The organism is Sphingomonas sp. LaA6.9 (genome assembly GCF_022601895.1).
Classification (GTDB): Bacteria; Pseudomonadota; Alphaproteobacteria; order Sphingomonadales; family Sphingomonadaceae; genus Sphingobium_A.
Genome location: NZ_JAKVIO010000016.1, coordinates 1 through 22583, shown reverse-complemented (window position 1 = coordinate 22583; position 22583 = coordinate 1). Strand labels below are relative to the sequence as shown.

Genomic DNA, 22583 nt, shown 5'->3' with positions numbered 1-22583 from the left:
CATTTACTATGACGCATCACGCGAAAAATACCGCGACGAGCCGAGGCAAGGTTCATCTTGCGCGCATCGCCTTGCTGGCGCTGAGCGCGCACACGCCGCTTTGGGCGCAAGATGCACAGCCCGCCGATGCGGCCGCGAGCGCGGAAGGGATTCCTGACATCATCGTCACCGCGGAAAAGCGCGAGGCGTCGGTCAAGGATGTGCCGAGCTCCATCACGGTGCTGGGCGGAGACCGGCTGGAAGCGACGTCGTCCAGCCAGATCGCGGACTATGCGGGTTATGTTCCGGGCCTGACGACGACCGCCGGTTCGGCGCCCGGTCAGAACCACCTCATCCTGCGCGGCCTCACCACGGGATCGACCGCGACCGCCACGGTCGGCGTCTATGTCGACGATACGCCCTACGGAACCGCGCGCGGGCAGGGGCGCTTCGCGCTCGATCTGATGCCCTATGATATCGAGCGGGTCGAGATTCTGCGCGGGCCGCAGGGTACGCTTTACGGGGCCAGCACGATCGGCGGGCTCCTGAAATACGTGACCCGCGCGCCCGATACCGACGACGTGGAAGCGCGTTTCGGCGTCGAAGGGCGCAGCGTCGCGCATGGGGGTGAGGATTTCACGGTGCGAGGGGCCGTCAACCTGCCCATCGTCTCTGACGTTCTTGCCCTGCGCGCGAGTGGCTATCTGCAAAACAATCCGGGCTATGTAGACCGCGTCGGTGACAAGGCCGACAGCAATTCGGACAAGCAGGAGGGCGCGCGTGTGTCGCTTCTCGCGCGGGCGGGTGATACGCTGACCGTGCGGCTGTCCGCCGCGCTGCAGACGCTGCACAGTCGCGACAGTTCGATCATCAATGTCGCACCCTCGACATCAAAGCGCGCATCCGACCGTGCGCCCGTGTACGGCGCCTATGCCCATGCCAACATCATCCCCGGCACCTTCGCGCAGCATGTCGAGATCTACAGCGCCAATATCGATTGGGATGTCGGCTTTGCATCGCTGACCTCGGACACCAGCCTTTCCAAAAGCCGGACACGTACCGCCACCGACAATTCTGTGCTGTACCGCCCGATCCTCCAGCCCATCCTCCGTATTCCGCTCGGTACGACGATCAACGTGGCCCAGGCGTCGGAGAAGTTCACGCAGGAACTGCGGCTTGCGTCGCCATCGGGGGGCAGCGTCGAATGGCTCATCGGCGGCTATTACACGCATGAAGACAATACCAACAACCAGGTCCTGACTGCCGTTACGCCAACGGGCGGCGCAATACCTGGCCCGATCGGCGCGGTCGGAGCTCTCGCGACCGTCGCGGCACCGTCCCGTTACGAAGAGACCGCGATATTCGGCGATCTCACCTATCGCTTCACCGAACGTTTCGATGTCACCGCAGGCCTTCGCTATAGCCATAACAGCCAGCGGTCACAGCAGGTCTCGCGAGGCCTGCTCTTTGGTCCCGCCGGGACCAACGGCACCGGCGGATCGAGCGAGAACGTCACGACCTTCGCGATCAGCCCGCGTTACCATCTCGATGACGACGTCATGCTCTACGCGCGTGTCGCCAGCGGATATCGACCCGGTGGGCCGAACGTCGTTTTCCCCGGCCAGAGCGTGCCGGCAACCTATGACGCCGACACCGTCGTCAACTACGAAGCCGGGATCAAGGGCTTCTGGCTCGATCGCACGCTCTCGATCGACGCCGATGTGTTCTACATCGACTGGGACGATATCCAGATCACGCAGGTGTTCGGGGGCGTCCAGGGGCTCGGCAATGGTCGGACCGCGCGAAGCCAGGGCTTTGAGCTTTCAACCGTTGTGATGCCGACGGCCGGTCTGACAGTCGGATTCAACGCATCCTACACCGATGCGAAATTGACCGCTGATGCCCCGTCGATTGGCGGACACGCCGGCGATCGGGTGCCGTTCGTGCCCAAGTGGAACGCTTCGGCGACCGTCGATTATACGGTTCCGGCCTTTGCCGATTTCGATCTGAATGTCGGTGCGGGTTATCGCTTCCGCAGCGGTACGACCGGCAGCTTCGAGAGCGCGACGGACTTCATCCGCTACGACAGTTACGGCATCCTCGACGCGCATATCGGCCTGTCCAACAAGAACTGGAGCGTTCAGCTCTTCGCGCGCAACCTGGCCGATCGACGCGAATATATCGGCGCGGCACTGCCGGGGCAGCTCATTATCAACCAGCCGCGCGTCGTGGGGCTTAGCGCGAACGCGAGCTTCTGAACGATGGTGGGCGCGGCGTTGGGCCGCCGCGCCCCGTCATCTGCACATATGTAAGGAATTGAATGATGCGCACGCGACTGGCTCTCGCATTCATCGCAAGCGTGTCGCACGTCTGTACGGCGGCGTCCGCGGCGGAGACCATCGATGCCGTGGCGGACGCCTATGTCGATGTGCGACTGTCGCGCGATCCCATGTCGGGGATCGCGAGCGGGCTGGTCGATCCCGGCGCGGCGCTTCTGCCCGATCGATCGCCAGAGGCGCTGGCACGCTTTGACGCGCGCGAGGACGCGATCGCGCACCGGCTGGAAAAGATCGACCCCGCTTCGCTTTCCATGCCCGTTCAGCGCGCGCGCTACGAAACGCTGCGCGAACTGATCGAGGCGGAAAAGGGCCTGCGGATATGCCGACGCGCCTATTGGAACGTCAGCCATATGCAGGGATGGCAAATCGGACTCGCCGCCTTTGCCGCGAGTCAGCCGGTGGCGACCGGCGCACAGCGGGCGCATGCGCTGACGATGTGGGCGGGCCTGCCGCGCTTTGTCGATATTGAAATCGCCAATCTGCGCGAGGGACTGGGCCGTGGCTATTCGGTCCCGCGCCCTGTGGTGGAGCGTGTGCTCCAGCAACTGGACAAGGCGCTTTCGGCGCCGGCTGATCAGGCGGTACTATTGTCGCCTGCAGCGCGCGCCAGCGATGCCACATTCGCCAGCGCGCTGCGGGCGCAATATGACGGGGCGACGCGTCCGGCGCTTGTCAGGTACAGGGATTTCCTGCGCAGCGAGTATCTTCCAAAAGCGCGCGAAACCCTCGGGTTGTCGGCCTTGCCTGACGGCCGGGCGTGCTATGAAGCCCATCTGCGCGCCTATACGACGCTGGATCGCGATGCGCAGGGCGTATTCGAACTCGGCCGCAAAACCGTCGCGGCCAATATGGCGGAGGTCGCGCAAATCGGTCGTGATCGGCTCGGCGCCACCGACTTTGCGGACACGATCCGCAAGACCAACGCCGCCGGCGACAATCGTTTCGCATCCGAAGGCGATTTGCTTTCCTTCCTGCGCAGCGCAGTGGCACGCGGTAGGGAAAAGTCGGCGCGCCTGTTCGCAGCACCCGTCGATCAGGCAATCACTGTCGAACCGCTTCCCACATTTCAGCGTGGCTCGGGGATACCGTCGCACTATCAACCCTCCCCGGATCCGGGCACGCCCGCGACCTATCGCGCCGCGTCCGAGCAATGGGCACAGACATCGCGCGGCGATGCCGAAGTGACCGCCATGCACGAAGCCGCGCCGGGCCATCACCTGCAGACGGTTCTCGCGCGGCGTTTGGCGACACCCGATCGGCTTTCCCGGATCGCTGGCAATGCCGCCTATTTCGAAGGGTGGGGGCGTTATGGCGAAGCGCTCGCGGAAGAAGCCGATGCATATGTCACCCCCTATGCGAGGGTTGCGCGCCGTGTGTGGCCGGGACGCGGCATGGTCGCCGATCCGGGGCTCCATGTGTTCGGCTGGACGCGCGCCGAGGCCGTCGCGCTGATTGTGGAAAGCGGCCGCTTCGGCCCTGCGGAAGCCGACGCGATGGTCGATCGGATCGCCGCGATGCCCGGGCAGATGACAGCCTATGACAGCGGCGCCCTCGAAATCGTGGCGCTGCGCCGGGAGGCTGAACGCGTCCTCGGCTCCCGGTTCGACCTGCAGCGCTTCCATGGACAAGTGCTTGACGGCGGCGCCGTACCGCTCGCGCTGCTCAGGACCCGGGTAATGCACTGGATCAAGCAGGAGGCGACGCGATGATCCGCGCCGCGCTCCTGCTGCTTGCTACCTTGTCCGCCACGACCGCGAAGGCGGAAATGCCGGACGCGGTTCTGAGCGATATCGACGCCCGGACGCGCGCGATCGAACCGCGCATGATTGGCTGGCGTCGCGACATCCATGCCAATCCTGAGCTCGGAAATGCGGAATCGCGCACGGCGGCGCTGGTTGCACGGCATTTGCGCGCGCTGGGGCTCGAAGTCAGGTCCGGCGTGGCGGGCACGGGCGTCGTAGCCCTTTTGCGGGGCGGCAAGCCGGGACCCGTCGTGGCCTTGCGCGCCGATATGGACGCGCTGCCTGTCGCCGAGCAGACCGGGCTGCCCTATGCGTCAAAGGCAAAGGGGATGCACCAGGGCGTAGCAGTAGACGTGATGCACGCGTGCGGACACGACGCGCACGTGGCGATCCTGATGGCGGCCGCTGAAGTCCTTGCCGGAATGCGGAACGACCTGCACGGGACCGTCAAGTTCATCTTCCAGCCGGCGGAGGAGACGCCCGCCGACTTCACGCCCGACGGCGTTCGCGACTGGGGCGCCAGACGCATGATCCGCGAAGGGGTACTCGAAAACCCCAAGGTCGACGCGATATTCGGTCTTCATGTCACATCCGCTACGCCTGCCGGCCATCTTACATGGAAGAAGGGGGCGGCGATGGCGGGCGCCGATCGTTTTGCGATCACCGTCAACGGACGCCAGGCACACGGTGCGATGCCGTGGACCGGGATTGATCCGATCGTCCTGGCCTCGCAGGTCGTGCTGGGTATCCAGACGATCGCGAGCCGCCAGCTCGACATCACCCGAGAACCCTCGGTCATCTCGATCGGCCAGATTCACGGCGGCAACCGCATCAACATCATCCCCGACAGTGTGACGATGGAAGGCACCGTGCGTACTTATGATCGGGCGGTGCAGGCCGACATTCGCACCCGCCTTGCGCGTACGGCGAAGGATATCGCGGCGAGCGGAGGAGGAACCGCGGATACAGCGGTGATCGAACTCTATCGGCCAACGGTCAATGACGACGCACTGGTCGAACGCATGTCCGGCGCCTTGAAACAGGTGGCCGGGGATGCATGGGGTGAAGGTGCAAGATCGAGCGCCTCTGAGGATTTTTCCTTCTATCAGGAAAAAATTCCAGGACTGTTTTTCTTTCTGGGCGTCACTCCGTCGGACAAGATCGGAAGCGCGGCGCCCAATCATTCGCCCCAGTTTCAGGTCGATGATGGTGCATTGGCGCAGGGCGTCAGGGCGCTTTCGGCGCTGGCCGTCGATTTCCTCCGGGGCGACTGATTTACGATGTTGGGGGCAGGGTCAGTTGCCAATCGATCCAGTCGCCATAGGCATGACATTTCGCGAGCACATATGTCTCGCCGGTCGGCCAGCAGCTGAGCGTGAGCTGCACTTCGCTGCGCGTCGGCGTCCATTCGAAGCCGATCCAGGCAAGCGGGCGTTCGGTCGTTGCGCGGGCGCCGGTTCGGCGGATCATGGCCGCAATGGCCTGGCGATCTTCTTCGCCAAGATATTGCAGGACCATCGAGTGAAACACCGCGCGGCACAGGCCCGCCTGCTGCGGTGCGTCGAGGCGCTCCGCCAGCCAGGCGACGGCGTTGCCCTGATCGACGCGCGGCGGGTGAAGCCTGGCGAGCGCCAGCGCCTGCTCGAGCCGTCCGGCGCGCTGCGGCTGGTCGGCCCAGACATAGGAGAGGAGGCGTTCGCGCGTGACTTCGTCGCCCGCATCGAGCGGATTCAGGTCGACCCCGCGCGCAGCGACAACCTCGATGGGCGCAAGGATCGGCGGTGATCCGTGCCAGGCCGGTGCGATACGAACCGGCGAGTCAGCGATGCCCGCCGCCGTGCCGTCGAAGTCATAGGCATAGCGCGCGAGATTGAGATTGAGCCCGCAGCTTGAACCGAGTTCGAGAAGCTCGAACGGTAGTCCCGTGTTGCGCCGGGTCACCATGAGCGCCGCGCCGATCGCAGCGGCGCGGCCGACCTCGTTGGTCTGCGGCGTATCGCACATCCATTCGGCAATAAAATCATCTTCGGCGGCGAGCACCGCACCGATGGCGCCGTCATAATCGTCGTGACGGCGTTGATAGAGTGCACTGAGTTCAGGCGCGGCGTCGCGCCGGGCGAGCGCGTGGAGCGCTGCATTGAACCGCATGGCCAGCGCCGCCGCGGAAGGGTCTCCCGACCAACGCGCGATCAGCGCGGCGGTCATCGGAGCGCGACCAAGCTGACGTTGGGCGGCTTCAAGGACCGCGGCTACGAAGGGCGAGCCAAGTTCACGCGCGACCACGGCCTGGCGCCCAAGTTCACCGTCATTTACGCGACGGCCGATCATATGCATTCTGAATTTCCTTGCCGCTGCTGACATTTGGGGGCGGCGAAATCATGGATCTGAGGAAATGGCTCCGGTGCTATCCGGGGCGGCCCACCGTCGGAACATCACCCGCCCCGGAGCCGACCGGAGCCATTGCCTAGAACGCTTGCCAGCCGCCATCGACATCGCCACGCGGGCGTTGCAGCGCAGATATGGCGGCCGCGGGCAGCGGTCTGGGAGTGTCGGTGAAGCGTGTCGCCACGCCCCGCAGGCTGGTCTTCGAAACCTCGCCGACGTTGAATTCACCCGCCTGTTCGGACAGGACCGAAACTTCCTCGGCAAGGTTGCGCGCGGCGGCCGAGGTTTGCTCGACCATTGCGGCGTTCTGCTGCGTCGCCTGATCCATCGTGCCGATGGCGGCCGAAACCTGCGTGATCGCGGCCGACTGCGCCAGATTGTCGGCGGCCATTGTCGCGAGCAGTTCATGCACCTGGCCAACATCGTTGGAGATGTCGGCAAGCGCGCCGTCCACCTTGTGCACCGCGTCGACGGCCGTGCCGATGTCGGACTGGGTAACGGAGAGCTGATCGCGGGCGCGTTTGGCCTCTTCCTCGGCGCGCATCGCGAGCGCAGAGACAAGGTCGGCGACCACCGCGAAGCCTCGGCCGGCATCGCCGGCGCGGCCCGCTTCCACTGCAGCATTCATCGCAAGCACGCGGGTCTGGAAGGCAATCTTGTCGAGACCCTCGATGACGCTGTCTATACCCTTGGCGCTTTCCGAGACACGTCCCATCGCCTGGACAGCCTCCTCGGCGACCGCACGACCACCGCCGACGGTCGCGATCGCCTGATCGGCGCGTTCGACGGTGCGCGATGCGGCGGTTGCGCCGGCCTTCAGTCGGCCATCCATCTGCGTGATCGACGCTGCCGTCTCCTCGAGGCTGGCGGCATTGCTCTCGGTCCGGCGCGCAAGATCCTCCGAAGCGCGGGCGATCTCGCTCGAGCCGGTGCGGATCGAACCGGTCGCCTGCATGACCGACGCGATAAGACCGCGCAGCGCGTCCAGAGCAGCGTTGAAGTTGGTTTTTACTGCCGCATAGTCGCCCGGGAAGTCTCTGGTGATCTCGGCGGTGAGGTTGCCGCCGGCAAGCTCGGTCAGATGCGTCGAGACCGTCTCCACCACCATCTTCTGGTCGGCTTCCGCCTTCGCGCTCGCTTCGTCAGCAGCCTGCTTGGCGACCGCTGCGTCGCGGAAGATGAGGACCGCGCGTGCCATGTCACCCAGTTCGTCACCACGAGCCGTGTCCGGTATCGCGATGTCGTTCTTGCCCGCGGCAAGCTCGGCCATCACACGTGTGAGCTGGCCGATTGGTCCCGCGATCATCCGGCTCAGCATCACGGCGAGCGTGATGGCAATGCCGATCAGCGCGATCCCGCCGAGGATCAATGCAGTCGTCGCCGAGCGGATCGCGGTTTCCTGACGCTGCGAATTCTTTTCGATGAGCGCGACCTCCGCATCGCGGATGTCGCGGAGCGGAAGGACGGCATCGCTGACCAGCACGGCCTTGCCCGCAGCACGCACTTCCTGCTGCGCGGCGTCGCGGTCGCCGGCCTTGACGCGCGCGATCAGCCTGTCGCCCCACTTGCTGCGCCAGGCGAGCGTTTCGTCGCGCGATTTCTGCACGGCTGCACGTTGCGCGGGATCGTCCAGTTGCTGTTCGAGCTCGGTCGAGATGCGATCATATTCGTCGCGGCCTTCGTCGTAGGATTTGAGATAGGAGGCGTCACCGGTAACCAGAAAGCCGCGAAGCTGGCTGTTCTGCCGGAGAAGTCCGGTTTCCAGGGCCAGCGCCTTGGCGTGGATCGACTGGCTGAGATTGTTGTGATCGGTCGAGGTCCTGATCATCGTGATGTTCACAAAGAACACGATCATCATGATTGCCGCCGAAACGCAGATCATGAGGAAAGACCATCCGAGCTTCCTCGGAATCTTCATTGAATCAAGCATCTTCACTGTCTTCACCATCCTAGATTGGCAGTTCGACGAACCGATCCGGACAGCCGACGCACTCATGTGGCCGGCTGTCCGGTCCAACTCAGAAATCGAAGCGCAGCGACGTCGAGATGGTACGGCCATTGATGGCACGGACCGAGACGATGCCGCTGGCGGGGATCGCCGCCTGCGCCACGTCGGTGAGGCCTGTCACGTCGAAGAGGTTGTTCGCGTTGAGAGACAACTGGATCCGCTCGGTCGGACGGAATTGCAGGAAGGCGTTGACCACGGTGAAGCCGGGCATCTTGAGCTGATTGCTGTCCTGCGCAAAGCTGCTCGTCGTGCCGACGAAGTTCGCACCGACGGTGAACATGTCGTTCTCGAACTGCGGCGTCGCCTGGAAGATCAGCTTTGGCTGGTGGCGGGGGGTGTTGCCCTCGATCGCGGGATTCAGGGTGTCGCTCGCGATCTCCGCGTCGGTGTAGGTCGCTCCTGCCGTAATGCTGAACGGGCCGTGGCGGACGCTGCCCTCGAACTCGGCGCCCATCGCCTTGTACCCGCGGACGATGATCTGCGGAACGAGAGTTCCATCGGGCTGAACAACCGTCTGCTGGTTGATCTCCTGCGTCTTGGCCCAGAAGCCGGTCAGGTTGAGCGTGAGGTTGTTCTTGCGATATTTGACGCCCGCCTCGGCCTGCTTGACGGTATCGTGGCCGGCGCGCTCGTCCGCGAGTTCGCCGGTGACCGGGCTGACGATCGGCGTGAACAGGACGCGGTCGGCGGCACCGCGGCCACCGCGGCTGTAGCGCGCGAAGACCGCGAGCGGTTCGGCGACGCGGTAGTTGATACCGGCCGAATAGCTCAGATACTCATAGTCGAAATTGACCGGGGCCGGGCGGTCAAGCGGGATGAACGCCGTGTTCCGCTCGGGCAGCGAGATCACCCCGTCGCCGTTGATGTCGTAGGCCATCAGGCCGACGCGACCGCCGCCGAGATCGGCGCCGAAGAGCGAGCCCTCGGCCTTGCCGATGTCGTAGCGGATGCTGCCGCCGATCGCGAACTTGCCGATCATGAAGTTGAGCGAGCCATAGGGCGCCATGACATCGAATTCGACGTCATACTTGCGGCGGAAGGCGGCGCTGCCCGGCTGGCCGCTATAGGCGATGATTCCGTTCTGGGTCATCGGAATGCCGCCGGCACGCGTGATGTCGACGAGCGCGCCCTGGCCGTCGCCGCGAACGTCCGAAATGCCCGAGATGAAGAGCCAGTCGGCGTCGACGGTCTGGGACGACTTGTAGAAGCCGGCCGTGGTCGTGAGCACGCCATCACCGACGGTCCACTGGCGCGTGGCGCGGATGTCATTGGTCATGACGTCGAGCGAGTTCAGCTCCATGTCGCGAAGCACCGCCAGCGAGAGCAGGCCGTTGCCGTTGAGCGACGCCGGATCGGCGATCGCCTGGCCCGCATTGGGGCCGGTGGCGTAGCTCAGCGTCGCGCCGGGGCCGCCAAACATGGCAGCAAGCGTGGCGCCAGGCAATGTGAGGCCATACTGGAACTGCGTCATCTGCCCGGAGAGGTCGGCGTAGCGGAATTTCTCGGTGATCGTCCATCCGGCCACTTCGAACTGGCTCTCGAGCCCGATAGCCTTGGCGATCGTATGAACGCCGTCGCGCAGATCCTTGCGCGCCAGATTGTTGTTGCCGTCGAGCGTCACGATGTTCGCGACATGCGGCGACAGCAGCGAGCCACTATTGGCGTCGAAATTCGCGATGTACTTGTATTCCGGATCCGAATTGGTGCCGCTGACGCTCATGGGGACCGACAGATAGGTCGGCGTGCGGTCGTCGAGATACTTGCCCGACAGGCGGATATAGCCGCCTTCGAAATCCTTGGTTACGTTGAGCTTCAGCTGGCCGCCCCTGTAGGCCGTATAGCCCGTCTCGCGCGGACCTTCTCCCGCTCGATAGAAGCCGCCGACATGGAAGCGCAGCGTATCGCTGATCCTGGTGCCATAGTCGAAGTCGAGGCGCTTCTCGTCGAAGTCGAGACCCGCGCTCACCTGGACAGCGCCGCCTTCGGCATCGCCGGTCCGCGAGATGAAGTTGATCACGCCGCCCGGCGAATTGGACGCGAAGGTCGATGCAGAACCCCCGCGGATCGTTTCCACCGCGTTGAGATTGAAGTCCGGACGAAGAAACACGTCGGCGCCGACGAACAGATCGCCATATTCGAGCACCGGAAGGCCGTCTTCCTGGAGCTGCAGATATTTGGATCCGGACGAGGCGAGCGGCAGGCCGCGGATCGTGAAGCTGTTGTTGACGTCGCCGCCCGAGGCCTCGACCCGAATGCCGGGGATGTTGCGCAGAACCTCGGCAACCGAGCGCGCGCCGATCTTCTGGATATCGCTACCGCGCAGCGAACTGGTGGATGTGGCGCTGTCGAGACGATCGCGACCCTTGGCGACGCCCGTCGTGAAAACCTCCGTCCTGGATGCGTTTGCGGCGCGCGCCTCCGCATCCGCGTCGGTTGCCGATGTGTCTTCGGGCTGCGACTGCGGCGCCGACGACATTTGGGCCATCGCGGGAGACAGCAACGCAAAAGGAGCGACGGTAAATAAAAGAATGCTGAGTTTCATTTGAATTTCCCACATTTGGCTAATTATATTTGATATTTCATCAAAATTTTATAGCTTTGAAGATGTATTGTTGTGACTGTTTTTATTTTACTTTGTCTATTTGTGAAAATAGCGCTATGATATCCGCGTGGTTCTGAGTTCTATTTAAAGTTTGTTTTGTCTGGATCGAATTTATCGAGGCCGTTCAACGGAATTATAGTTGAGTGAATTATGGGCCTGCGCTTTGTCATGCCTTACATCGCTGTGGCGATGCGGCGTTGCTCCTGGCCGACTGGCCTGCTCGCGGCGTGTTCACGCGCGGCGGCATGTCTGTTCGAAGCCCATCAATCGGATTTCTGATGCGATGCGCATTGCGCGTTCGACGCCGTGCGTCGTAGGCTAGGCACCGCTGAAGGCTCTAATTTTGCGAGGCTTTTGACGTCTTCGTCACGTTCTGGAGAAGTGCTCTCGTCCGCGCATCGCAAGATGATCCGGCACCGCCCGGACATGGGCCGCGCCACGAGATGCCCACGCGCTTGCCGTTCCGGACGGTCGAGCTTCCGAGCCCGGCATCAGAGATGCGGTTGGTCTGCCCGTCGCGTTCGCTATCGCTGCATCTGGCTCGAACAGGTCAGCAGCGTGCAATGCCATGAACTCAGTTTCAGATGACTAGCGCGCCGCAGGCTCGGTCTTGTCTTCCATCGGGGCGGGGGGCGCCACTATGCTTGAAGCGGACGAAACCGACGCATCTTCCTTCACGGCCGCGACCGATGGCGGCGCGACGGACTGGGCGCGTGCCTTCATGCACTCGCCGCTGTCCGCGCGCTTGAACTCCGCGCAATTCCAGAGTGGCTTGGCGAAGCTGTCTGCGCGGTTGCGCAAATAGCTGAACGACATGCCGCGCAGCAGCGATTCCGGGACGGGGAAGCGCCCGGGGGTCATCGCGGCCTGGGTCCAGCCCATGACCTTGCAATATTCGCGACTGCCGCACAGCGACAATGCGACGGCGGCGAAACTGTCGGGCGGAGACTGGCGGTCAAGCAGCACGATGAAGATGTCCCCGTCGCGAGCGACAAGTTTGCTGGCTTTGGCGACGACAGCGGGATCGAAACGCGCCAGAAATGCGGTCTCGCGCTCAAGGCTTGCGGCGACCAGGCCTACACCCAGCGCCGCATCGGCAAGCTGTGTCGGCGTAGCGCTGCCATGCGCAGGCGAAAGGAGGGCAAGCTGGCCGATCGCGGGCTCTCCGCCAGCAGGCTGGCCGCGAAACGCGCCGGGTGTGCCCCACCAGCCTGTCCACCGGAAGAACAGGTGCGTATCAACCGCTGCGATCTTGTCGAGGCTGGCGCTCCAATAGGGCACGACCCAATTGGTGTGGTAATGCGTGGCGTAGCCGACGGCGCGATAAACCGAACCCGAAAGCGCGCTCTTTGCAACCGCACGCGCGCGTTCCCATGCCGCGGCCGAAGGCGTGCGTCCCATCGCGCCATCGCAGGTGAAGGTGAACTGGCATCCGGTGGCGCGTTCCGATCCCTGGAAGACAACGCCGCATATTGATTTCGGAAAAGCGGGGTGACGAAGCCGGTTGATCACGACCTGGGCCACCGCGCGCTGGCCCTTCGCATCGTCGCCCGCCTCATAATAGCCCGCAGCGGCCAGACAGTCGATCGCGCGCTCCAGTTCGGCTGGAGTGGCCGCATATCGAAAGGCGCGCGCTGCCGGGTTGGGTCGCGTGGAAAAAGGCACGGCGGCGTTGATCGCGACCGCCTCTTCGGGGGGCAACGCGCGTAATGTCACGGGTTCGACGGGCGGCGGGGGCGGCGCGTCGGCAGGCATCGGCGCCGCCGCAGTCGTTGGCAACGCACGCTCCACGCCCCGCGTCCCCGATACGAGCCATCCCGCAGCCACTACGCCCAAGACGAGCGCGATGGTGAGCAGGCTGCCCAGCCATTCGCGTCCGCCGCTCGCGGGAGCGTCGACGGGCGTGTCGCCTTCACCATCTGGTGCAATCTGCGACATGCCGGTCTGTGCGCGTTTCGTGTCAGCTCTCCGGAAGGAAGTCGGGCACCGAGAGATAGCGCTCGCCGGTGTCGTAGTTGAAGCCAAGAACGCGGCTGCCTTCAGGCAGTTCCTTCAGCTTCTGCGCGATGGCTGCGAGGGTCGCGCCCGACGAGATGCCGACGAGCATGCCTTCCTCGCGCGCAGCGCGACGCGCCATTTCCTTGGCCTCAGCGGGATCGACCTGGATGACCCCGTCGATCGCCTGGGTATGGAGATTGGCGGGGATGAAGCCCGCGCCGATGCCTTGGATCGGGTGGGGGCCAGGCTGCCCGCCCGAGATGACGGGAGAGAGCGTGGGCTCGACCGCGAAGACCTTGAGGTTGGGCCAGGCCTTTTTCAGCACCTCGGCGCAGCCCGTGATGTGGCCACCAGTGCCCACGCCGGTAATCAGGGCGTCGAGCGGACTGTCCCTGAAATCGGCGAGAATTTCCTGCGCTGTCGTCTTCACATGCACGTCGATGTTCGCAGGGTTTTCGAACTGTTGCGGCATCCAGGAATTGGGCGTTTCCGCGATCAGCTCGGTGGCGCGCTCGATCGCGCCCTTCATGCCCTTTTCCTTGGGGGTCAGGTCGAAGGTCGCGCCATAGGCGAGCATCAGCCGGCGGCGTTCGAGCGACATGCTTTCGGGCATGACGAGGACGAGCTTGTAGCCCTTGACCGCGGCGACCATGGCAAGGCCGACGCCGGTATTTCCCGAGGTCGGCTCGATGATGACACCGCCGGGCTTGAGATCGCCCGAGGCTTCGGCCGCCTCTATCATCGACAGCGCGATGCGATCCTTGATCGACCCGCCCGGATTGGCGCGCTCGGATTTGATCCAGACCTCGGCACCATCGAACAGGCGGCTCACGCGGACATGCGGCGTATTGCCGATGGTCTCGAGGATTGATCCGGCTTTCATGTCGCTTTCTCCTTGAGTGGGATGTCTTCTGGCATTTGAGGCGGGTCAAAGGTCCGCGCGGCGCGCAGTTCGGGGAACCATCGCGCCCAGAGGCCCGCGACCAATATGGCACCGATTCCGCCGGCGGCAACTGCTGCGGTCGGACCGATCACCGCGGCGAGGAAACCCGCGCGCGCCTCGCCGAGTTCGTTCGAACCTGAAATGAATAATGTGGAGACCGCGCCGACGCGTCCGCGCATAGCGTCGGGGGTGTAGAGCTGGATCAGCGACTGGCGGACATAGACCGAGAGCATGTCGGCGGCGCCCAGCAGGACCAGCATGGCGAGCGACAGCGGCAGGCTGCGCGAAACGCCGAACACTGCGGTCGCGGCGCCGAAGATCGCGACGCCGACGAGCAGCTTCACCCCGACATTTTCGCGCAAAGGGCGCCATGCAAACCAGACCGCGGTAGCGACCGCACCAACGGCGGGCGCCGCGCGGAGCTGGCCGAGGCCATCGGCGCCAACCTGCAGGATGTCGCGCGCATAAATGGGCAGGACCGCGGTGACGCCGGCGAGCAGAACCGCGAACAGATCGAGCGAGATCGCGCCGAGGACGAGGCGGTTCTGGCGCACATAGCGCATCCCGTCCTTCATCTGCTCCCAGGGGTGCGCGGGGCCGGTGATCGCGCTGCGGGGCACGGGGCGTATGAGCATCAGTGCCAGAAAGGCGAAGACGAACAGCGCCGCGCTGAAGGCATAGGAAATTACGGCATCTATATCGTAGAGGATGCCGCCCACCGCAGGGCCCAGCACCGATCCCGTCTGCCATGCGATCGAACTCAGCGCGATCGCGGTGGGCAAGACGGCTATGGGCACGAGATTGGGCGCGAGCGCCTGCAGCGCGGGGCTGGCGAACGCGCGCGCAACGCCAAGCAGCGCCGCGACCGCAAAGAGCGCGGGTAGTGAAATCTCTCCGGTCCATGTCAGCAGCCCCAGCGCGATCGCGCATCCTGCTTCCAGCGCGACCGCGCCGCGCGCGATCCAGCGGCGGTCGATGCGGTCCGCTATCCAGCCGACGACCAGCGTCAGCACGAGCAGCGGCACGAACTGGGCGAGGCCGATCAGGCCAAGCTGGAATGCAGCTTCCTTGGGAGTCATGCCCAGATCGGTGCGCGCGATGTCATAGACCTGCCAGCCGATGACGATGACCATTGCCATCTGCGCGAGCGTGGAGGTGAGCCGCGCCGCAAAATAACAGGTGAAGTCGCGGAACGCGAAGGGATGCGGCGGCTTTTCCATCTGGCCCTCTATGCCTGCAATGCGTTGCAGTTCAAGCGCAGCAAAACTTTGCTTCCGAAAACGCCATGTCGTTCGTCGAAAAGCGCGTGGCTCCCGATTGCGGCCAATGCAAGCATCCGCGCCATTCGAATCGCAATCCCGAACATTCAAGGAGTTGGCTGGTGAAGCTGTCCGGTCTTGCAATCGCGGTTTCTGCAATCTCGCTCGCGCTGGCGGGCTGTGCCAAGGCGCCTGAGGGAAATGCCGCCGCGCAAGCCGAGACCGTCGACAAGAGCGAATGGGGGCAGTTCGTCGGCAACTATCTGGAGGGCTATTTCAAGCTCAACCCGAGCTTTGCTGTCTATCAAGGGCGTCATGAGTTCGACGGCAAGTTGCCCGACTGGAGCGATGCCGGGCTCAAGGCTCGGGCCGATTATCTGAAAAAGGCGATTTCTGACGCCAAGGGTTTCGATGCGGCGAAGCTGAGCAAGGAGCAGGCATTCGAGCGCGACTATCTGATCTCGGTCGCCGAGGGCGAATTGTTCTGGCTGGAGGATGCCGACCAGCCGCGCACCAATCCCGATTTCTATATCGGCGGGCTTGACCCCAACGTCTATATCGCGCGGCCCTATGCCGATGCGACGACGCGGATGAAGGCGTTCATCGTCTTCGCGAAGGGCGTGCCGGCCGCTGCGGCACAGATCCGCGCGAACCTCAGGATGCCGATGCCGCTGAGCTTCATCGATTATGGCAAGGCGGGTTTCCAGGGGCTGGCAGACTATTATGTCGGCGACGCCAAGGCCGCCTTTGCCGAGGTCAAGGACGAGGCGCTGCACAAGGAGTTCGATGCGGCGGCGGGCGCTGCGTCGAAGGCGATGAAGGATCTGGCGGTCTGGATCGAAAGCGGGCGCGCCACGGCGACGCAGGATTTCGCGCTTGGCCCCGACAGGTTCGCGCGAATGGTGCTGAAGACCGAGGGCGTGAATGCGCCGATCGCGGAACTGGAGCGCGTCGGCTGGGAAGACCTGAGGCGCAATCAGGCTGCGCTCAAGGATGCGTGCGGCAAGTTCGCGCCCGGCACGACGATCCAGGCGTGCATGGCGAAGATGAATGCGAACAAGCCCGAGGGCGGGCCGGTGGCGGGCGCACGCAAGCAGCTTTCCAGCCTCAAGCAGTTCCTGATCGACAAGGATCTCGTCTCGATCCCCGGCACCGAAGAGGCGCAGGTCGAGGAATCGCCCCCCTATAACCGGCAGAATTCGGCGTATATCGACATCCCGGGGCCGTACGAGAAGGGGCTGCCTTCGGTCTATTACATCTCGCCGCCGGACCCGACGTGGACGAGGGAGGTGCAGAATGCGTATGTCCCCGGTGAGCGTGATCTGCTCTTCACCTCTATCCACGAGGTCTGGCCGGGGCATTTTCTCAACTTCCTGCACGCCAACCGCGCAAAGTCGCTCTTCGGCAAGGTGTTCGTCGGTTACGCCTTTGCCGAGGGCTGGGCGCATTATGCCGAGGAGATGATGTGGGATGCGGGGCTGGGCGAGGGCGACGCGGAGACGCATGTCGGCCAGCTTTCCAACGCGTTGCTGCGCAACTGCCGCTATCTCTCGGCGATCGGCCTCCATGCCAAGGGCATGACGCAGGAACAGTCGCGCGAGCTGTTCCGCAACGAATGCTATCAGGACGAAGGAAATTCGCGACAGCAGGCGGCGCGCGGCACCTATGATCCCGCCTATCTCAACTATACGATGGGCAAGCTGATGATCCGCAAGCTGCGCGACGACTGGGCAGCGGACAAGGGCGGACGCAAGGCGTGGAAGGGATTCCACGATGCGTTCCTCGGTTATGGCGGTCCGCCGATCCCGCTGGTCCGCAAGGCGATGCTCGGCGGCGACGCAAAGGCGGTATTCTGAGCTCTCAGGCCGTCCTGAGCTTGCGCGTGCGGGCGAGCAGGCAGATCAGGACGGGCCAGAACAGCGTGAAGGCAACGTCGCTCAGCGTATTGGGCCAGCGCCACGAACCATGATTGATTCGATCGAGGCATTCGTTGAGTGCTTCGATCAACGTGACCGCGAGCAGCGGGATCGGCGAACGGAAGGGCTTGCGAAGCAGCACCGCGGCTGCAACGAACACGAGCATGCCCAGATGGGTATGCAGGATCGGATCGCTGAGATTGGTCCAGGTGCCGACCTGGTTCTTCAGCTGTGCGTACGCGGCTACAATTTGCATGGGCGCGGATATGGCGTGCGAACAATCGCTTGCCTAGTGTAATTCGCCGGAACACCCGCCGGGCAGGTCAGGCGGCGGGCACCGCGCCGCCGAGTTGCATCATCTGGCCGTCGGTGATGATCACGCGATCTCCGAGCTTCGCTTGTGCGAACAACAACGCTGCGAATTCGGTGGGGACGCCGATGCACCCGTGCGTTGCCTTGCCCCATTCGACATCGCTGCCATGGATCGCGACGCCGTCGTTGGTGAGGCGCAGCATATAGGGCATCGGCGCGTCGTAGAGATTGGACACATGGTCCGCGTCCTTCTGCGAGATCGCGAAGGTGCCGAGCGGGCTTTGCTTGTTGTCGGCGCCGTAGAGGATGACCGCCACGCCAATCTCGTAGCCGGCGCGGAAGACCGAGAGAGTCTGCGCCTTTAGGTCGACCGTGATCAGGATCTCGCCCTGCGGCACGCCCTCGTCGCTCCACGCATAATCGCCGTGATCGAGCGGGCCGTCGAGCGTGAGCACACCCTTGATCGGATAAGCGCGGTCGCGTTTGGCGAGCGCCGCGACGGGCTGGGGCGCGGCTACCGAGGCGGCAGGCGCTGTCGATACCGCGGGCGTGGATAGCGTCCGCGCCGACAGGCCGCCGACCAGGACCGCAGCGGCGAGCGGGACAAGGGCAAGCAAAAGCTTGCCAGCCGTCCGCCTCCATTTTGTCCCGCCGATGTCCGCCATTGCCCAGCCCCTTGATAGATTTACGCTTTCTTTACCAGAAGCGCGGGGCAGGGCCAGTGGGCGATTTGGGGCGTACCGTGGCGGGACGATCGCTATGGTAAATCTTAACGGGCCGGATCAGGCGATCGAGACGAAGCTGTCCATCACGCGCTTGCGCCCTGATTGCTCGAAATCGATCTCGAGCTTGTTGCCCTCGATTTCGGCGATCTCGCCATAGCCGAACTTCTGGTGGAAGACGCGCAACCCAATCGACAGGTCGCTGCGCCCCTTGTTGCCGAGGCTGACCGCGCTGGCGCGCGCTTCCATCACACGTTGCGGCGTGGTCGAGTAGCTGCCCGCGGTTGCGGCACGCTGCCAGCCCGGGCCGCGACCGGTGCCGCGCCCGACGGTGTGGAAGGGGTCGGCGCGTTCGGACCAGTTGGCGCGCCACAGGCTTTCGCCGCCTGCCATGCTGCTTTCGCTTTCGATATGCTCGTCGGGAAGCTCCGCGACGAAGCGCGAGGGGATCGAACTGGTCCACTGCCCGTAGATGCGCCGGTTGGCGGCGTGCAGGATGATGCATTTGCACCGCGCGCGCGTGATCGCGACATAGGCGAGGCGGCGCTCCTCCTCGAGGCTCTTGAGTCCGCCCTCATCCAATGAGCGCTGCGAGGGGAAGATGCCTTCTTCCCAGCCCGCGAGGAAGACGGTGTCGAACTCGAGACCCTTGGCGGCGTGGATCGTCATGATCGTGACCTTGGCGTCATCGACCGCGGCGTCATTGTCCATGACGAGGCTGACATGCTCGAGGAAGGCGCCGAGCGTCTCATATTCCTCCATGGCGCGGACGAGTTCGCCCAGGTTCTCGAGCCGGCCCGCCGCGTCGGTCGATTTCTCCGCCTGCCACATTGCGGTGTAACCCGATTCATCGAGCACCTGCCGGGCGAGCTCTGCGTGCGGCAGGTCGTTCGCCATGTCGCGCCAGCGCGCGATATCGCCGATAAAGCCGCCAAGCGCGCGGCGCGCCTGCGGGGTCAGCTCGTCGCTGTCGAGAATGCGCGCACCGGCGAGTGCGAGAGGAATCTGCTCGATGCGCGCGAGCTGGTGGATCTTGGCGATGGCCTTGTCGCCCAGGCCGCGCTTGGGGACGTTGACGATGCGTTCGAAAGCGAGGTCGTCAGCAGGCTGGAAGATCAGTCGCAGATAGGCGAGCGCGTCGCGGATTTCCTGCCGCTCGTAGAAACGGAAGCCGCCGATGATGCGATAGGGCAGGCCGATCGCGATGAAGCGGTCCTCGAACTCGCGCGTCTGGTGCTGTGCGCGAACGAGGATCGCGGTGTCGTTGAGTGATCCGCCGCGGCGCTGGTGCGCCTCGATCTCGTCGCCGACGCGGCGTGCCTCCTCGGGGCCGTCCCAGACGCCGAGCACCTGGACCTTTTCGCCTGCATCGCTTTCGGTCCACAGCTCCTTGCCAAGCCGCCCGCCATTATTGGCGATAACGCCCGAGGCGGCGGCGAGAATATGGGGCGTGGAGCGGTAATTCTGTTCCAGCCGGATGATAGCAGCGCCTGGGAAGTCCCTCTCAAACTTCAGGATATTCTCAACCTGCGCGCCGCGCCAGGAGTAGATCGACTGGTCGTCGTCGCCAACGCAACAGATGTTCCTGTGACGCTGCGCGAGCAGGCGCAGCCAGAGATACTGGACCGAGTTGGTGTCCTGATATTCGTCGACGAGGATATATTTGAAGCGCTGCTGATACTGTTCGAGCACATCACGATCGCGCTTCAGGATGGTAAGCACGTGGAGCAGCAGATCGCCAAAGTCGCAGGCGTTGAGCGTGCGCAGACGATCCTGATACGCGGCGTACAGTTCCTTGCCGCGGCCGTTCGCGAACAGCTCGCTCTCGCCCGCGTCCAGATCGGCAGGTGTCAGCCCCTTGTTCTTCCAGTTGTCGATGAAGCCCCCGAGCTGGCGCGCGGGCCAGCGCTTCTCGTCGAGGTCCGCGGCCTGGATGAGCTGTTTCATCAGACGGAGCTGATCGTCGGTGTCGAGAATCGTGAAATTGCTCTGGAGACCGACGAGTTCGGCATGGCGGCGCAGCATCTTCGCGCCGATCGCGTGGAAGGTGCCGAGCCACGGCATGCCTTCGACAGCTTCGCCGACGAGCCGGCCGACGCGCTCCTTCATCTCGCGAGCCGCCTTGTTGGTGAAGGTGACCGCGAGTATCTCCGACGGCCAGGCCTTGCGGGTGTAGATGAGGTGCGCAAGCCGTGCGGTCAGCGCCGCGGTCTTGCCCGTGCCAGCACCCGCAAGCACCAGCACAGGCCCCTCGGTTGTCAGTACCGCCTCGCGTTGGGGCGCGTTGAGCCCCTGTAGATAGGGTGGCTCCGGAGCGGGGGATGCGGGCAGACTCATTGGCGAACAGTTAGGGAACATGTGCGCCAAGGGCAATGGCGCTTCAGTGGGCGAGCGTACGGATCATCCTCAGTACGCCGTCGCCCTCATTCACGTAGCGGCGCAGACGTTCGCAGTTATAGGCGTGGAAATCGCCCGCAGTAACAAGGCGCTCGGCATCGTCCCACAGGATTTTGAGCGTCCCTTCGAGCACATAGACGGTTTCGGTCCACGCCGCGTCGTGGACTGTCGGGTAATAGGTTTCGCCGGGACCGAGCGACCAGCGCCAAACCTCAACCTCGGTATGCGCGGGAAAGCTCGAGAGCAGCATTCCCTGGCTTTCGGGTTTTTGGCCCGCCCATGCGACCGCTTCGATGCGCGTCGGGTCGGCCGCCTGCGGGGCAAGGACGATGTCCGAAAAGCGGACGCCCATTGCCTCGGCCAGCCGGTCGAGCGTCGCGAGGCTGACATTGGCGTCGCCTGTCTCGATATTGATGATCATGCGCCGGCTGACCCCGGATGCGATCGCCAGCGCTTCCTGACTCAGTCCAATTTTCTGGCGCAGCGCGCGGACATTGCCCGCGACATGCTCGAGAACCTTCGGACGGTCTTGACTGTGCAATATAGTGCTCATATGGCTGAGTGCACTATGCTGCACATTTGCTTCCGGAACAAGCCATGAACCGCGCCGCCGCGCTCAGGCAGAGCGTGATCTGGCCCGTGATCCTCGTGATTGTCGCGATGATCTCGATCCAGACGGGGGCGACGATCGCGAAGAGCATGTTCCCGATCGTCGGTGCACCGGGCGCGACCGCGCTCAGGTTGTTCTTTGCCGCGCTGATCCTGATGATCGTGATGCGCCCATGGCGCACGATGCCCGAAAAGGGCGGCTGGCGGCCGATTTTGCTCTATGGCGCCGCGCTCGGTGGGATGAACCTGCTTTATTACATGGCGCTGCAAAGGCTCCCCTTGGGCATCGCGGTTGCGCTCGAATTCACCGGGCCGCTCGCTGTCGCGATGCTCGGATCGCGGCGTCCGCTCGATTTTCTCTGGGTTGGCCTTGCAATAGCGGGACTGCTGCTTCTGCTGCCCGTGGGGGTGGGCGCCACGAGCATCGACCCCGTGGGTGCCGGTTTTGCGCTCGCCGCCGGCGGCTGCTGGGCGCTCTATATAGTCTTCGGCCAGAAGGCGGGAGGCGACCATGGCACCCGATCGGTCGCATGGGGATCGATGGTCGCGGCCACACTGGTCGTCCCGATCGGCATCGCCGATGCGGGCGCGGCGCTGCTCAACATGGGGGTGATCCCGATGGCGATCGGGGTGGCGGTGCTGTCCACCGCGCTGCCCTATACGCTCGAGATGAAGGCGCTGACGCAACTGCCCTCGCGCGTGTTCGGGACAATGATGAGTATCGAGCCCGCGATCGGTGCATTGTCCGGCCTGATCCTTCTCGGCGAGCGACTTACGGTGCTGCAATGGGGCGCGATCGGTGCGGTCGTCGCCGCCTCGTTCGGCGCGGCACTGACCATCGCACCACGGCCCGCGGAGCCGCTGCTCGATTGACAGGCGCTTGAGCCATTCCTAGATCGCTCCGCGACGCCGCCTCTTTCGGGTTTCCGGTAGCGTCCGCATCGAACGAGCCCGCATTCAGGAGTCTCGTTCCATGGCTTGGATCATCCTTGCAGTTGCCGTCGTCACCGAAATCATCTGGGCGCTCAGCCTCAAATGGGCGCAGGTTCAGCAGACGCTCGCCGCAGCAGCGGTGCCCATCGGCCTGTCCTTCCTCAACATGTGGCTGCTTTCACTCGCGATGAAGGGGATTTCCGCGGGAACCGCCTATGCCGTCTGGACGGGGCTTGGCGCGGTCGGCGTCATCATCGGCGGTATCATCCTGTTCGGCGAGCGCGTGTCGGCGGTGCAGGTCGGTTTCATGGCGATGATCGTGCTGGGCGTTGTCGGGACCAAGGTTTTCGCGCAGGGATGACGCCTAGATGTGAGCTTTCAGGAGGTTGTTCATCCGGCGTGACCGGATCAGACTGAGGTTGCGACACTTCAGGTCTGA

The 22583-nt window shown here is 64.1% G+C and carries 16 protein-coding genes; 6 read left to right on the top strand and 10 right to left on the bottom strand.

The genetic code is table 11. The features are described from left to right. The first annotated feature begins 8 nt into the window (after nt 1-8). The 3 genes from MKI88_RS10055 (at nt 9) to MKI88_RS10045 (ending at nt 5334) form a co-directional block, all read left to right on the top strand. The gene (locus MKI88_RS10055; protein ID WP_241631218.1) at nt 9-2237 is read left to right on the top strand and encodes a TonB-dependent receptor; all 2229 of its coding nucleotides are present in this window, start codon (nt 9-11) and stop codon (nt 2235-2237) included. A 62-nt stretch (nt 2238-2299) separates the two neighbouring features. Further along, nucleotides 2300-4027 (top strand): DUF885 family protein, encoded by a 1728-nt coding sequence (locus MKI88_RS10050; RefSeq protein ID WP_241631217.1) that lies wholly within the window; start codon nt 2300-2302, stop codon nt 4025-4027. Further along, nucleotides 4024-5334 carry an amidohydrolase gene (locus MKI88_RS10045; RefSeq protein ID WP_241631216.1) on the top strand — a complete coding sequence of 437 codons (1311 nt, stop codon included), beginning with the start codon at nt 4024-4026 and terminating at the stop codon, nt 5332-5334. Before MKI88_RS10050 ends, MKI88_RS10045 begins: the two co-directional genes overlap by 4 nt. A 1-nt stretch (nt 5335) precedes the next feature. On the opposite strand, the gene MKI88_RS10040 is transcribed toward MKI88_RS10045, so the two are convergent. The 6 genes from MKI88_RS10040 to MKI88_RS10015 form a co-directional block, all read right to left on the bottom strand. Then, nucleotides 5336-6394, bottom strand: coding sequence for a DUF2332 domain-containing protein (locus tag MKI88_RS10040; protein WP_241631215.1), 1059 nt, complete (start codon nt 6392-6394; stop codon nt 5336-5338). Nucleotides 6395-6524: 130 nt separating this feature from the next. Next, nucleotides 6525-8303 carry a methyl-accepting chemotaxis protein gene (locus MKI88_RS10035; protein ID WP_241631214.1) on the bottom strand — a complete coding sequence of 593 codons (1779 nt, stop codon included), beginning with the start codon at nt 8301-8303 and terminating at the stop codon, nt 6525-6527. A 160-nt stretch (nt 8304-8463) separates the two neighbouring features. Continuing rightward, complete coding sequence (locus tag MKI88_RS10030) at nt 8464-10929, bottom strand: TonB-dependent receptor domain-containing protein (RefSeq protein WP_348636253.1); 2466 nt, start codon at nt 10927-10929, stop codon at nt 8464-8466. 714 nt (nt 10930-11643) lie between these two features. After that, the gene (locus MKI88_RS10025; RefSeq protein ID WP_241631213.1) at nt 11644-12993 is read right to left on the bottom strand and encodes a cell wall hydrolase; all 1350 of its coding nucleotides are present in this window, start codon (nt 12991-12993) and stop codon (nt 11644-11646) included. 22 nt (nt 12994-13015) lie between these two features. Next, the gene (gene cysK, locus MKI88_RS10020) at nt 13016-13936 is read right to left on the bottom strand and encodes a cysteine synthase A (RefSeq protein ID WP_241631212.1); all 921 of its coding nucleotides are present in this window, start codon (nt 13934-13936) and stop codon (nt 13016-13018) included. After that, nucleotides 13933-15216: an MFS transporter gene (locus MKI88_RS10015; protein WP_241631211.1), complete on the bottom strand. Its 1284-nt coding sequence runs from the start codon at nt 15214-15216 to the stop codon at nt 13933-13935. The genes cysK and MKI88_RS10015 overlap by 4 nt, the downstream gene beginning before the upstream one ends. A 161-nt stretch (nt 15217-15377) precedes the next feature. Between MKI88_RS10015 and MKI88_RS10010 the strand changes: the two genes are divergently transcribed. After that, nucleotides 15378-17111 (top strand): DUF885 domain-containing protein, encoded by a 1734-nt coding sequence (locus tag MKI88_RS10010; RefSeq protein WP_241631210.1) that lies wholly within the window; start codon nt 15378-15380, stop codon nt 17109-17111. 4 nt (nt 17112-17115) lie between these two features. Here the strand turns inward: MKI88_RS10010 and MKI88_RS10005 are convergent, their stop codons facing one another. The 4 genes from MKI88_RS10005 to MKI88_RS09990 all read right to left on the bottom strand — a co-directional run bounded on the left by MKI88_RS10005 (nt 17116) and on the right by MKI88_RS09990 (nt 21143). Beyond that, nucleotides 17116-17427, bottom strand: a complete 312-nt coding sequence (locus tag MKI88_RS10005) for a hypothetical protein (protein ID WP_241631209.1) — start codon at nt 17425-17427, stop codon at nt 17116-17118. Between the two features lie 67 nt (nt 17428-17494). Further along, the gene (locus tag MKI88_RS10000; RefSeq protein WP_241631208.1) at nt 17495-18148 is read right to left on the bottom strand and encodes a L,D-transpeptidase family protein; all 654 of its coding nucleotides are present in this window, start codon (nt 18146-18148) and stop codon (nt 17495-17497) included. 117 nt (nt 18149-18265) lie between these two features. Then, the gene (locus MKI88_RS09995; protein WP_241631207.1) at nt 18266-20542 is read right to left on the bottom strand and encodes an ATP-dependent helicase; all 2277 of its coding nucleotides are present in this window, start codon (nt 20540-20542) and stop codon (nt 18266-18268) included. A gap of 43 nt (nt 20543-20585) precedes the next feature. Beyond that, nucleotides 20586-21143: a helix-turn-helix domain-containing protein gene (locus MKI88_RS09990; RefSeq protein WP_241631206.1), complete on the bottom strand. Its 558-nt coding sequence runs from the start codon at nt 21141-21143 to the stop codon at nt 20586-20588. Between the two features lie 56 nt (nt 21144-21199). On the opposite strand from MKI88_RS09990, the gene rhtA reads away from it, so the two are divergent. Further along, nucleotides 21200-22084: a threonine/homoserine exporter RhtA gene (rhtA, locus tag MKI88_RS09985; RefSeq protein ID WP_241631205.1), complete on the top strand. Its 885-nt coding sequence runs from the start codon at nt 21200-21202 to the stop codon at nt 22082-22084. Between the two features lie 100 nt (nt 22085-22184). Next, nucleotides 22185-22505: a multidrug efflux SMR transporter gene (locus MKI88_RS09980; protein WP_241631204.1), complete on the top strand. Its 321-nt coding sequence runs from the start codon at nt 22185-22187 to the stop codon at nt 22503-22505. The last annotated feature ends 78 nt before the right edge of the window (nt 22506-22583 follow it).

Coding starts and splice junctions, on each gene's coding strand:
- MKI88_RS10015 (WP_241631211.1), bottom strand. CDS start 15,216: ATGGAAAAGCCGCCGCATCCCTTCGCGTTCCGCGACTTCACCTGTTAT.
- MKI88_RS10040 (WP_241631215.1), bottom strand. CDS start 6,394: ATGCATATGATCGGCCGTCGCGTAAATGACGGTGAACTTGGGCGCCAG.
- MKI88_RS10050 (WP_241631217.1), top strand. CDS start 2,300: ATGATGCGCACGCGACTGGCTCTCGCATTCATCGCAAGCGTGTCGCAC.
- rhtA (WP_241631205.1), top strand. CDS start 21,200: ATGAACCGCGCCGCCGCGCTCAGGCAGAGCGTGATCTGGCCCGTGATC.
- cysK (WP_241631212.1), bottom strand. CDS start 13,936: ATGAAAGCCGGATCAATCCTCGAGACCATCGGCAATACGCCGCATGTC.
- MKI88_RS10045 (WP_241631216.1), top strand. CDS start 4,024: ATGATCCGCGCCGCGCTCCTGCTGCTTGCTACCTTGTCCGCCACGACC.
- MKI88_RS10025 (WP_241631213.1), bottom strand. CDS start 12,993: ATGTCGCAGATTGCACCAGATGGTGAAGGCGACACGCCCGTCGACGCT.
- MKI88_RS10005 (WP_241631209.1), bottom strand. CDS start 17,427: ATGCAAATTGTAGCCGCGTACGCACAGCTGAAGAACCAGGTCGGCACC.
- MKI88_RS09995 (WP_241631207.1), bottom strand. CDS start 20,542: ATGAGTCTGCCCGCATCCCCCGCTCCGGAGCCACCCTATCTACAGGGG.
- MKI88_RS10055 (WP_241631218.1), top strand. CDS start 9: ATGACGCATCACGCGAAAAATACCGCGACGAGCCGAGGCAAGGTTCAT.
- MKI88_RS10030 (WP_348636253.1), bottom strand. CDS start 10,929: ATGTCGTCGGCGCCGCAGTCGCAGCCCGAAGACACATCGGCAACCGAC.
- MKI88_RS10000 (WP_241631208.1), bottom strand. CDS start 18,148: ATGGCGGACATCGGCGGGACAAAATGGAGGCGGACGGCTGGCAAGCTT.
- MKI88_RS09980 (WP_241631204.1), top strand. CDS start 22,185: ATGGCTTGGATCATCCTTGCAGTTGCCGTCGTCACCGAAATCATCTGG.
- MKI88_RS10035 (WP_241631214.1), bottom strand. CDS start 8,303: ATGATGATCGTGTTCTTTGTGAACATCACGATGATCAGGACCTCGACC.